Below are 12,460 nucleotides of genomic sequence, written 5' to 3'. Positions count from 1 at the left end.
GAACCCGCGCTGAACGATCGTCCATACGAGATCAGACATTAATGTGCATAGCGCGACCGTCCGCTTTGGGTCGGGCAGCGCCCTTCCGTAGGCGCTGTCCGGGGGAGGGCTCTGTTAGAACCCGGTTTATCCCGATATCTCCAGCCTGTCATCTAACTCGGTCGCGCGCGGTCCCTGTCAGATCAAACCTTCGCGGCGATTGCGAGCAGGTCCTCCATCGTGAAATGGTCAACTTTCTTGCGGTCGAGGGTTGGTCGCCAGCCGGGAGCCTGGTTCATGTAGCTGGCGCGGTCCCCTTCAAGCAGACCGATCATGACCTCGGCGACAATGCGGGCACCGACCGCGCCCAGGTGCTTCCCCCTCTCGCGCACTTCTGCTTCCCTGAGTATGTAGAACCACAGGGGCGCGGGCACGGGCAGGGGGGTGGGCATGTCCGGCACATTGGCCCAGAGTTCGTCCTGCGTGAGGGGCTTCTCCCCCATACAGGCTGCGACCGCTTGCCCTGACGGCAGCGAAAAAGCCGCGCCTCGCTTTAGGTTCCTTGTGGCCAGGGAGCGCGCCTCGTCCGGAATATCTCCCGGTACGACTGTCTTCGGAAGAAAGAGAAGCGACTCACTGAGTTTGGCGTTGATCAGTCGCCCTGGCTGAACGTTATCGCCGTCGCCGAAGAAACGGCTCCAGTCGACAGTATGTTCCTCGTTAACCGGCACACCACCGCGAAGATCCGTCAGCTCCTCGCTGTCTCTGGGCGCATCCGCTTCCTCCGGGAAAAGCCCCGCACCAACATCGCCATTGATCGCATACCCGTCGCGCACCTGGGCATGTCCGAAACGGAATGCCGCAACGCTGAACTCCACCGGGATGTATGGCTCATGTTCAAAGCGGAAGAAAAGACGTCCGCGCTCGAGCACGTCGTCAACGATGTCGTCACCACAGATGAGAGGGAGGTACTCGTGCAGGACGATCCACTGAAAGTGCCAGCGTACGAGCCGCTGCGCTTCCTCGAAGTCACCGCCGGTCTCATCGTTCAGCACCTGGTTGTGGAATTTGAGGAACGCGAGGTGGAGCTGGGAAACAACCAGGTTCTCGTCGTTTCTCGGATCACCAATGATCGCGGTGCCGTGGTGGTTACGCAGCAGATCATGGTCGCCCTGCTCAGAGAGAGCGAACCTGTCGGAGTCATCGTACAGGTACGGCTGGCTTGCCGGTCCCGCCCCGTAGACGGCATCCAGGTCGAGGCGGGGTGTTCGGAAGTTCCTCACCGCTTCAGGGTCGTTCTGGGATTCGAGGCTTGAGGTGGGGTCGAAAGTAAACGTGTGGTCAATGAATTGGCCCAGAAAGGTAAATCCCGCAGGTATCCGGGCATTGTCTCCTTCTTCCTCCAGGGCATCCTTCATCGGCCCGTCCGCGGCGCCCAGATATTCAGGCCGGGCGGGCTCGGGCAACCACTCCTCCTTCAGAGAGCGCAGATGGGGAAACATCCGACCGAACCGCCCGATGCGCGCAAACACCCCCTTCGGCACGGCGTGGCCGCGCAGATAATCACCATGCATGATTTCGACTCCTATTCCGCCTCCGTGACGTGATACGCCGCCGCGTCCATGTCTTGCCGGCACTTCGGAGTCATTTGCCTGAAGGGAGTTATAGAAGTGATCGAACAAATGTCCAATACATCCGGACGGGCGTTCTCGAGAGGCTGTAGCCGTGCCCGTCAAACCGTCGATCCTCGCACCGAACACGCTCAATCGGGGCTTTACCGTTGAGCGCCCGGATCAGGCCGGGGTCACCGACATCACCTACCCGCGCACCTGGCAGGGCTGGCTGTACCTGGCGGTGCCGGTGCATTCAAAAAAGTCGAGAATTCCGGACATCGATATTCGTTTTAGCTCCGATTGGAGCATCTCTTCAGCGTAAGCAAGGCCGCCGCGCCGTCAAGCGGGGTGTAAGCCGCTCGCGCGGTTGAACCACTCTGGTCGGCGGCTCTCAAGGAGATTCCCAGTACGTTCCTGTGGCCATACTTACCCGCTATGCACGAGGATGAGATTGCAGACAGGAGTTGCGAATCATTCGTATTCGCATTACTGTTGGCTGCGGATCTCGGTAAAGGGAAGGCAAATGACTGCTAAGCAACCACGGGTGAAAGTTGGGGGGATTCTGTTCATCGCGTGTGTGCCGTTGGTGGCGGGCTGTTTCAGCAGCGGGTCCTCGGGTGGTGGGGCTTCGGATCGCGTTTCAACCGGAATCGAAGTGCTCGTCACTGATCCGCCGGTACAGGGCGCAAGTACCCGGGTGGTGGACCATGATGGTGATGCGCTGAGCACGGTGCGGCGAACAAGTGAGTCCGGGACGGTAACGCTCAGCGTGGATGACACGGCTGAGCTGTCCGGTGCGACGGTCCAAGCATCCGGCGGACGGGACATCGAAACGGGCGCTCGGTTCTCCGGGATACGTCTCCAGGCACCGGTCGCGACGGACGGGGTGAGCGTCGTCAGCCCGCTGTCGACACTGGTCGTGCTGGAGGCGGATGACCTGGGCATAACAACGGATCAAGCGGCCGAGTCGGTCGCCGGCCTTCTCGGACTTCCGGTTAGCGCGGTGCTTGGTGACCCGGCGGAGTCCGGGGCGGCACAACGCGCCAGCCTCAAATTAACCCGTCTGGCGGCGGCGCTTGCGCCGGAAGGCCAGCCCATGGTTCATCTTGCTGAGGCCATGGAGAGCGCCGGTGGTGATTTCCAGGCAGCGGTCACCAACGTGCAGATGGATTCGGGGATTAGTGAGGAAACCCGCGAAGCGCTGGACAACGCAGTGCCGGAGCTGGACGCGTTCGCGGCGATTGACCCACAGATGAGTGCCGAGCAGGTCGTGACGCAGGCCAACCGAGCTGTCTTAAGGATCGGCGTTGACCGCTATCTGCGGGAGGCGCTCAACGTGGCTGGTGCCGAGCAAGCGGTGCACTCCTTTGCTGACGCGCTCTGGAAGGCCAACGGCCGACGCGGCATTCCTTCGGGAACGCCCCAGCTTACGAACGTGATCCGATTCGGGCTACAGCGAGGCAGCATCGCGCCGGACGATTTCACCGACCCGGGATACCGCGTTCCGGAGGCACTGGCGCAGGCCAGTGCCGTGGCAGACATTGCTGCACTGGATGCAGTGGATTCACGGCTCCCACTCGCCGCGGGAGAGGAGCTTGGCTCCGACAATGCGGCGCGGGCTGAGTACTTCTTCGGCTCTGATCGGTCGCCGCTGTTCCGCGCCGAGCGTCTCTTTGACGATGTCCTTGATGACAACGTCCTGGACCCGGTGCAGGCGGGTGTCGCCGAGGGGCTTGCCCGCGCCGGCCGCTTCGATGAAGCGGAGGTCGTTCTGCGGTCACGTATCGCCCAGGCGGAGGAGCGCGCGGGTGGCTATCGATCCACCGGTGCAGCGCTCACGGACTTTGGTCAGATCGAGCAGGCGGAGCGCTTCTTCAATGAGGGCCTGGCCATTTATCAGAGGATCATCGACGCCAAAGGCGTCGAGAATCTTGCCGAGGACGACGCCGAGTTCTATCAGGGTATGGCCAGGCGGCTGCGCGCTGCAGGCCTTGGTAACCAGGTTCCGGAAGCATTGGAACCGTTGCAAGCGTTCATTGACAGTGCAGCGGGCGAGGAAGGCTTTAGTCCAACCTACTCCCGCGTCGTCATCTCCTTGAGGGAGGCCGCCGAGGAGGCAGTGGAAGAAGCTGAGCTGGCCGGCCTGACGCCGTCAGCAGTCGCCGAGGCGACCGAGGCTGTGGACCTCCATTACCAGGCAGGATTGGGGCACAGCGAGACGCCGTTCCCGGATGGCGCACTGTCCCTGCGCGGACTTGCCGTGACCAATGCTGCCGGATTCTACAGCCGCCTGGGACTGGAGGCGGAGACGCTTCGTGCCCTCGACGAATACGAGCGCCTTGCACGGCTGGATATGGACCGCGTGAGCGCCGGCGAATCTCAACAAGTACTCACCTATGCACGCGATGTTGCCTTCGCCTACGGCACACTTGACCTCAACGACCGGTTTCGCGATCTGATCGCCGACATCGAGGTGGCACAGGGGGAGGACCCGTCGTCCGATTATGCGCAACGCGCCCGATCCCAGTTCGCGATCTTCGAAGGCATGGAAGAGGTCATTGACGGGCGTCTGGAGGTCGGTGTCGAGTTGGTGGAACAAGCCGCCGGTGGGGACATTGGCGACACCATCGAGGCGTTGACCTTCCGTGGCAAGGGAACGCGTGAGGCGGGCCTTCGATTTATGGCGCTCCAGCTGTTCGATCGAGGTCTCCAGGAAGAAGCGGTCGCCGTCGCCGATGCCGCCTGGGAGTTGGCCCGCTCGGAGGCGTTCGCTGCCGAGGCCTCGTCGATGAACGAGTATGTCTCCCAGGGATGCCGAAAGATCGCCCGGATGTACGAGTGGATCGAGGCGACCGAGCGTGGCCGGGACCGCATGCGGACGTGCTGGGACCTCGCGCGGAATCGCGCCGCCGGCGGTGGAGAGCGGGCCCGGGCGGCAGAGCAGCTCGCGAACGGCTACATCTGGCTGGGTATGAATGATGAAGTCGGTCCCATTGTGGATACGCTGGCGAACCAGGGCGCGAGCCTTACGGACCCGGGGGAGCGACAGAGCAACCTGCGCAGTGTCGCGGAGCTGCGAGGCCTCGCCGGAGACTACCAGCAGGCGCTGACCTCCCTTGCAGAAGCGGTCGATCTTCTCGTGGATATCCGCAGTACCGGCGGCGAGGACGCGGATAAGGCGAGTCTTTCGGCGGCCGCAAGTACAGCGCTGGCCTATACAGACCTCGCCACCGAGATCGGTCGCGCCATTGCCACGGGTGACGCCCGGGGTGAGCAGGTGCAGGCAACGGTGGAGAGCGCCCGCGCTGCCGGCGTTGCGGTGATCGTGGGCGGCGACGATACACCCGGATCCGGCGCATGGCCCGGTTATCAGGACGTCACCCAAGGCCTTCCCTCGCCGTCGGACCGTGCCACCCGTGAGAGGACTGCGGTGATTCGGCTTGCGGGGCTCCGTGCGTTTGATGAGGCGGAGACACTGGCCCGCAGCGCCGAGGATCACCCGGAGCGGAACCGGCGCCTCAAGAGTGTCGCCGACGCCTTCATATCCTGGGATGACTTCCCGGGCACGGGGCTGGCGTCGTTCGACTACGACGGCGACGGCCGCCCCGATTTTTTCTCACCCGCCACGTCGCAGGCGGAACGGGACGCCTCCCCGCTGGTCCTGGATACGGATATCGACGGGGACGGGATCGCGGACGACGTGGATCGGACGCCGTACTGTGCTGACTGCTGGTCGCTCTGATCATGAGAGACGGGCTACTCCAGCTCGCCGTCGTGGCCGGCGGCGGGGCACTTTGCTTATGCGTGCCGGTCGTGCCGCTGGCCGCCGCGGAGACCGAACATCTTGCACCGATCCATGTGCTTTCGGACTACTCGGATGCGGTAGGCACCGAGGCGGAGGGCAGTTACCGGATCAATCGGCGCGATCTTGACGAGTTCGGTGCCGCTTCCGGGGATTTCACCAGCATTCTGGGTCAGCTACCGAACATTCAGTTCTCTGAGGATCGGCGTGATCCAGACCGCCTTCACGATCTGCGGCCCGACTCGGTGTCGATCTCGGGTGGGCGGTTCTACGAGAACGCGTTTCGGGTGGATGGGCTCGGAATCAATAACCAGCTCGATCCGGTCAGCGATAACCCCAATGCGATCAGCGATGTGCCCGGTCATGAGCAAACCCTGTTCATCGACGCGGATCTCATCGAGTCCATCGACGTGTACGACAGTAACGTACCAGCAGCGTACGGGCGCTTCACGGGCGGGGTTGTGGATATCGACACCCGGCGCGCGGGGCGTGAGCCGGAGACGAGCCTGGGCTACAACACCACCCGGAGCGATTGGGTCAACTACCGGGTCTTCACCCCGGAGAGCGACGACACTGAAGAAGGTATCCCTCCGACGCCGCCGGAGCCAGCGGAGTTCAAGCGTGAGCGCCTTACCGCGCGACACGAGCGTCCGGTTGGTGAGGCCTCGAGCATCGTCGTCAGTGGTGCCGGATCGCGATCGTCCACACCGGAGGTCACATTGGGGGAGAGTCGAGCCCAGACGCAGGAGAATGTCAACCTGCTCGGGAAGTTCTCAACTCCGGTAACAGAGGCCACCTATGCCGATATGCAGGCAGCGGTTGCGCCTTTCCGGTCAGAGCAGTTCATCACCAATGCACGCGACAGCGACTTCACCATCCGTGGCGGCGGTGCCAACGCAAGTCTGGGCCTGGACACCGTGTTCGACGAGGGGACCGAACTGGATACGCGGCTGAGTGCCCGCTACAGCGAAAACAGCCGCAGGGCCCCCACGGACTTCTTCAACTGGGCCCGGACGCGCAGCCGCAACTGGGGCAATCTGGGTGGCATCGCCACCAGCAACCAGGGTGGGTTCGGGGATCTGGACAAGGAGCAGTTCGCCCTGGGGCTCTCGCTTCGTGCCCGGACTCCAACGCGGGAGCTTCTCGGGCAGCGCGTGCGCTTCGACTACGGCGCAGAAGTGCAACACAGCCGCCTGCACTTCACCCGTCCCGAGACGCTGTTCGTGTACCAGGATGCGCGAGTGAACCCGGATGTCGAATGTCGCGGCCGCAGCGAGGACTGTGTCGATGGCGAACAGTACTTCCGCCAGCGAACCCGCTATCCAGCCGATGACGTCTCGGTCGGCCTCACCGAGACGGCCGCGTTCGGTGAGGCGACATTCCCCGTCGGGGCACTCGATCTGACCCTGGGGCTTCGTTACGACTACAACGACTTCCTGGGCAATCACGACTTCGGCTGGCGCACGCGCGCCGGCTACGACGTCTTCGGCAACGACCACACGGTCCTGATCGCCGGTCTCAACCGGTACTACAGTGGCGCCCTGTTGACCTATCGGTTACGCGAGGCGCGAGAGCCCTGGACCCGTGAGTTTCGAGGAGCAACGCAGAACGTCGTCAACGACTGGGAACGGGATACCGGTGCGGGGCAACTGCGTTTCGAGGGCCGGGATGTCGATACGCCCTACAGCGATGAACGCACCATTGGGGTTCGCCAGCGTGTGCTCGGGGGGGTGGCGTCGCTGAACTACGTTCGCCGGGATAATCGCGACGAATTCGCTCAGCAGGAGGAGGACGAAACACGGCCTGACGGCACCCGGGCGCGGTTTCTCACCAATGAAGGGCGCAGCCGGTACGAGAGTTTCTCCTTTTCATGGCGGCGGCAATGGGGCAGGACGACGCTGGGGATTTCGGCGACCTACTCGGAGTCGGAGTCGAGCAACGCGACTTTTGACGATGCGGTGGAGGAGGCCCGGCAGAGCGAGTTTGTGTTCTACAAGGGCGAGCCTATCCGCAGGAGCCGCCTGAGCGTTCTGAGGCAGGACTTCAATCGTCCGATTACCGGGTCCGTGTCCATCGCCAGGACGTGCATGGACCGCCTCCGCCTTAGCCTGGTTACCCGCTACCGCGGGCGTTTCACCAACGTGGTGGAGACGGGCAGCACCGAGACCGTCACGGTTGATGAGGGAGGCATACAGCGCGAGCGGGAACTCACTGTTTATGCGGAAACCGAACAACCGCCCACGCTGATCTCGGACCTCAGCGTGAACTACAGCGTGAATCTCGCCGATCGCGCGCGCCTGGGGCTGGAAGCCGAGGTCGGCAATGTCTTCAACTCGCGCACGCACACGGTGGCATCCGGGCGAGGTGGCATCGAGACCGGGCGGACGTTCTGGCTGGGCGCCAATGTCACCTTCTAGCATTCAGTCGATGGCCGATCAGCGTGCGCGGCGTCGCAGCGTCGCGGCACGGGTCGCGGTGGCGCTGTGCGTACTAGGGGCCGTGATCTCCATTGCCAGCGCTGTGCTGCCGCCGCAGGGATCGGGGTATGACGGCCATGCCCCGGATCAAATCAACGGGATCGCATGGCAGGACGTCGCCCCGGGGCGTCACCCGCTGCGTATCTGGCAGCATCATTGCCTGCCCGTGCCGGATGGTGCCTCAGCGGATGAGCTTCGTATCGTGTACAGCCAACCTCGCGCATGCTGGCCGCGGCCGCAACTGGCCAAGGGTGTCATCGCCCCCGAACTGGGCCATCTACCCGCCATGCCCTATCCAGAGGATAACCCCCCGACCGCGGAGAAGGAGGAGCTCGGGCGGCATCTCTTCTTCGATCCACGCCTTTCGCGCTCCGAACAGCTGGCCTGCGCCAGCTGCCATGATGCCGACCTCGGTTGGTCCGACGGTCGCCGCGTCCCTTTCGGCCACGACCGTCGGACAGGAGATCGTAACTCCATGTCATTGCTCAATGCAGGCTACCAGGAAGCTCTGCTCTGGGATGGTCGGGCGGACAGTCTGGAGGAGCAGGCGTTGCTGGCGCTGGAGGACCCGAGGGAAATGAACGCGGATCGACACGAGGCGGCCGCCCGCATCGGGCGTATCACCGGTTACGCCGGGCGATTCGAGGCAGCCTTCGGCGATCCACATGTCTCGCCCGAGCGAATCGCCAAGGCTCTGGCGACGTTCGTACGCTCCATCACGAGCCGGACGAGCGATTTCGACCGGTTCCTCGATGACCAACCGGACCGGCTGAACGACGACGAGATTCGCGGCCTGCACACGTTCCGGACCAAGGCGCGCTGTATGAACTGCCACAGCGGCGCTCTCATGTCCGATCAGGCCTTCCATAACCTGGGTCTTCACTTCTTCGGCCGGACACACGAGGACCGAGGCCGGTACAACGTCACCGGTGAACCGGAAGACGTTGGTGCGTTCCGGACCCCTTCCCTGCGGGACGTGACCGAGCGCGGCCCCTGGATGCACAACGGGTTGTTCACCAGCCTGGAGGCGGTGCTGAACCTGTACAACGCCGGTGGGGCGCATCCGCAGCCACGCGAGCATGTTGCCGATCACCCGTTATTTCCGGAGACCTCGCGTCGCCTACAGCCACTCAGGCTTACTCAGGCGGAGCTCGACGAGATTATTGCGTTCCTGGAGTCGATCTCGACCCGTCCGCGCCGTATAGGGCCACCGGAGGACCGCCCGGAATAGGGTTCGGCCCGACGTGAGCCGCGACAGGCGGCGCCAATGGGATCCACCGGCGCCGCCTCAATCGAGCTGGTTATGAGGTTGACACACCATAACCGAGTACATAGGGAGCGTTTGTCATGATTAAACTCCGCGTTGTCGGCTTGCTCGTGGGCCTTTGGCTGATCCCGCTGAACCTCGTGGGGCAGCCCGTTCCGGAGACCGACGCGAACCTGGTGATCGATTGTCGCCACTGGATCGACGATCACGAACGGCACGCGGAGGTTCTCGATGATGCGGCGCTAAAGGATTGGTTTCTTGATGAAGTCAACCAGGCCTGCAGGAGTGAGGGGCAGGTTGCCTACACGGATCCAGTGCCGAGACGGGATGCGTGCCGATTGTTTGAGATCGATGCCACCAACGCCCTGTCCCTGGAAAATCGGCCCCTCGGCGATTGGTGCAGGTATTAGAGATCGGACCTGACTGTTCAATATTGCAGGCTCAAGTGCGCCGTGGGCACGCGCGACGTTCGGTCGCATGCCTCGGGGGTAATACTGGAATCTGGCGCCCCGGGGCAGGCGTCAAATAAGTCGCCTAAGAAGCTGTCTTGCCAATGAAACAATGTCATAGAATCTAAGGGGTACCCCCGCAAGTACCCCCGGATCGTTCAGTATGAATTGCACACGTGCTTACTTGATCGCGCAGCCTCTTGCTCCCCAAGTGCTTTGGCCTGCATCGATGACACGACTAAGTTCTTAGCCGGGCCCGCCTTGGGCTGGATTGAACCGTTAGACTAACGTGGAGTGAAGGAAGAGTTACAGAGTAACGGCAGGACGTCACATCCAAGGCACGTTCACGTGGTGCCTTGGATGTGTGAGGACCGCTGCGCCGATGATGCGTGCATCACGGGCGTCGACTCTCGATCCATTCCCTTACGTCGCTAAGCCGCCACCGGACCGCCCGGGGGCCGACAGAGACGGCTTCTGGGAACGCGCCTTCGCGTAGGCGTTCGTAAAGTGTCGACCTTGGGAGCCCTGTCAAGTGTTCTACCTCACGGCGAGCGAGGAGGCGGTCGCAGTAGTGATCGGTCATTTACGGATTCTCCTTGCGCAGATTGTCAGTTGGCCTTGAACGATGCCCTGCGGGGAGCGTGTCCTTAGGCACGAGGACTATTGTCCCGCTTTGCAACCGTGAAAACCTGCAACACGACCGCCGTCAGCGACAGATTTATTGCGGAATGTGCAGTTTGGGTCCGAGATCTCAGCTTCGCTCGCAGTAAACCAACTGTATCTCGGCTCGTCAGGGTGGACAGGTTACGGGATTCGCGGTAATGAAACGAGTTTCCGTTCAGTAGTAGCGCTGCGACAGCGTACCGTCAGAACGGCAGTCCGGACTGCGCTAACTGGTGGTGACGTCGGTGAAGAAGCAATCAGATTAATTCCTTCTTCCCACCGGACGAATTATCCAGAACCAGCAACTCCCCTAAAGCACTTGGCAAACTTCTCGCAAAGTTACCCCTACTTTCCGTTGCCATTCTGATCTGCTTTCGAGAGTAGTCCGAGATGCGATCACATATAATATCTTTTTTATCTTGAATCTCATCGAGAGTATAAAATTCTTCCCCGAAACATTCTGCCGAGTATTTTCTCGCTCTGATTAAGTCTTCTTTGGATATATACCCAAGGGGCCCTTTCGGAATGTTTGCCGCGCTCTCGAGAATCGATATGTTATTTCTTTTGTAAACCTCTAGTTCGTCAAAATGTTTTTCATAGTCTTCATTGAAAAAATCTTAACACATTCTTCTGGCTGTGAGGCGCCACACAAATACGCTTGAAGAATAGCGACTGCTCTTTCTTTTCTTGCTGAAAAGTAAACGAAGTTACCAAAATAACCAGCTGCGATAATAAAACTGTTGGGGATCCTTGTCGTGCCGCCATTTGAATCGAGTAAAATCTGCTCCCCGTTCGGGTCAAGGTGTGTGCATTGCATGAAACGCGTTCTTGCCATACGCATTTCGTCAACTTGCGATTCAAAATCTTCACATTGATTCGCTGTCGCCATATGGTCAAAACCAATCAACACTTCTCTGAAAGCCCTTTTGCTTGCCTCCGCTTCTAAGTTATCCGCTAGCTTGTGGAATCGATTTATAACCTCAATTTCCCGGATTTTTGCTATTAAATCAGCGCCTTGAGTTAGTATTGAAAGAATCTCTAGTGACATGGTGTTATCTCCTCTGAACTTGGAAGAGTGCGGTATCGCAAGCTATCGGTAGCGGCTGTTGCAGCGGCAGGGAAATGCTGATTTATTCGTTCGCGGGCGTGCCAAGGGCGGGCCTGAGTTGAGATGCTACGCGCTGGTGCGCAGGAGCGAGTCAGAGGCCGGTGCAGAAAAGTCTCTCTGATCTTGAGTATGCCGGGAAGCAAAACGTCACCCGGCGCGAGCGTTTCCTCAAGTGGATCAACGCTGTCGTGCCGTGGACGGCACTGGTCGCTGAGCTCGAAGCCTTCTACCCGAAGAGCGGCAAGCGCGATCGGCCAGTGATCGGCCTCGAGCGCATGCTGCGCATGCATATTGCACAGCAGTGCTTTGGGGTCTCTGACGAAGGCATCGAAGACACCACCGATGACCGCCAGGCAACCCGGCAGTTTGCCGGCATCGACCTTGCTCGGGAATGTGCCCCGGACGCGACCATGCTGCTTAAGTCCAATGGGCTCACCCGCGCCATCTTCGAGGTGATCAGCGCGCACCTGGCTGAACAGGGCCTGATGCTGCGCAAAGGCACCGTCGTGGACGCCATGCTTATTGTCGCGCCGCCGCTGACGAAGAGCCGCGATCGGGCCCGGGATCCGGAAATGCACGAGACCAAGAAGGGCAATCAATAAGACCTTGGCATGAAGGCGCAAGTGGGAAGCGATGTCCACACCTGCCTCGTTCCCTCGTTGAAGTGGGCGGCGGCCAACGTGGCGGACGTCACCCAGACACATCACCGTGTTCCACGGTGAAGAGGATGACGTGTTTGGCGGCTTGGGCTACCAGGACGCCGATAAGTGCGCCGAGACCGCGAACGCCGTTGTTGACTGGCACATTGCCATGAAGCGCGGCCAGCGCCGGATGCTCGCAAATAGCGCCGTCGACTGGCTGCGTTATGCCACCGAGAAGGTGAAAGTTAGAGTCCCGGCGCGTGGCGAGCATTCCTTCCATGTCGTCAAGAACCTCTTGGGGCACCGCAAAGTCCGCTACCGGAGCATTGCCAAGAGAGCTTATTATAGATCACCGTCACATTCGGGGCGTTACACGTCTACTCGCTAAAGTCCTCATGTTGTTGAGGAAAGCCGCTCGGTACTTTGCCAAGAACCCCAAGTGAAGTACCGGTTCATCCGGT

Annotated in this window: 9 protein-coding genes and 1 pseudogene; 6 read left to right on the top strand and 4 right to left on the bottom strand. The window is 61.1% G+C overall.

Annotation, left to right across the window (positions count from 1 at the left end; genetic code table 11):
* Positions 1 to 182: 182 nt before the first annotated feature.
* Positions 183 to 1,553 carry a peroxidase family protein gene (locus BMZ02_RS03960; protein ID WP_216110668.1) on the bottom strand — a complete coding sequence of 457 codons (1,371 nt, stop codon included), beginning with the start codon at positions 1,551 to 1,553 and terminating at the stop codon, positions 183 to 185.
* Positions 1,554 to 1,713: 160 nt separating this feature from the next.
* On the opposite strand from BMZ02_RS03960, the pseudogene BMZ02_RS19165 reads away from it, so the two are divergent.
* The 5 genes and pseudogenes from BMZ02_RS19165 to BMZ02_RS03935 all read left to right on the top strand — a co-directional run.
* Positions 1,714 to 1,842 (top strand): annotated as a pseudogene (locus tag BMZ02_RS19165) (IS3 family transposase); the annotation flags it as partial.
* Between the two features lie 273 nt (positions 1,843 to 2,115).
* Positions 2,116 to 5,334 (top strand): hypothetical protein, encoded by a 3,219-nt coding sequence (locus tag BMZ02_RS03950; protein WP_139209137.1) that lies wholly within the window; start codon positions 2,116 to 2,118, stop codon positions 5,332 to 5,334.
* Between the two features lie 2 nt (positions 5,335 to 5,336).
* Positions 5,337 to 7,811, top strand: coding sequence for a TonB-dependent receptor (locus BMZ02_RS03945; RefSeq protein ID WP_091640083.1), 2,475 nt, complete (start codon positions 5,337 to 5,339; stop codon positions 7,809 to 7,811).
* 10 nt (positions 7,812 to 7,821) lie between these two features.
* The gene (locus tag BMZ02_RS03940; protein WP_091640082.1) at positions 7,822 to 9,102 is read left to right on the top strand and encodes a cytochrome-c peroxidase; all 1,281 of its coding nucleotides are present in this window, start codon (positions 7,822 to 7,824) and stop codon (positions 9,100 to 9,102) included.
* 116 nt (positions 9,103 to 9,218) lie between these two features.
* Positions 9,219 to 9,548: a hypothetical protein gene (locus BMZ02_RS03935; RefSeq protein ID WP_091640080.1), complete on the top strand. Its 330-nt coding sequence runs from the start codon at positions 9,219 to 9,221 to the stop codon at positions 9,546 to 9,548.
* 433 nt (positions 9,549 to 9,981) lie between these two features.
* Here BMZ02_RS03935 and BMZ02_RS19355 read toward each other — a convergent pair whose 3' ends face one another.
* Entirely contained in the window at positions 9,982 to 10,170 is a 189-nt protein-coding gene (locus BMZ02_RS19355) for a helix-turn-helix transcriptional regulator (protein ID WP_091640079.1), read from the bottom strand.
* 654 nt (positions 10,171 to 10,824) lie between these two features.
* On the bottom strand, positions 10,825 to 11,298 hold the full coding sequence (locus tag BMZ02_RS18705) for a hypothetical protein (RefSeq protein ID WP_139209136.1): 474 nt from the start codon (positions 11,296 to 11,298) through the stop codon (positions 10,825 to 10,827).
* A 161-nt stretch (positions 11,299 to 11,459) separates the two neighbouring features.
* On the opposite strand from BMZ02_RS18705, the gene BMZ02_RS19350 reads away from it, so the two are divergent.
* Positions 11,460 to 11,960, top strand: coding sequence for a transposase (locus BMZ02_RS19350; protein WP_091640077.1), 501 nt, complete (start codon positions 11,460 to 11,462; stop codon positions 11,958 to 11,960).
* A gap of 88 nt (positions 11,961 to 12,048) precedes the next feature.
* Here the strand turns inward: BMZ02_RS19350 and BMZ02_RS19345 are convergent, their stop codons facing one another.
* A complete protein-coding gene (locus tag BMZ02_RS19345) occupies positions 12,049 to 12,279 on the bottom strand; it encodes a hypothetical protein (RefSeq protein WP_139209135.1) in 231 nt (76 codons plus the stop codon).
* Positions 12,280 to 12,460 lie beyond the last annotated feature (181 nt).

Origin of the sequence: Aquisalimonas asiatica (genome assembly GCF_900110585.1) — a bacterium.
In the GTDB taxonomy this organism is placed as follows: Bacteria; Pseudomonadota; Gammaproteobacteria; order Nitrococcales; family Aquisalimonadaceae; genus Aquisalimonas; species Aquisalimonas asiatica.
This window is presented reverse-complemented; position numbering and strand designations above follow the sequence as displayed.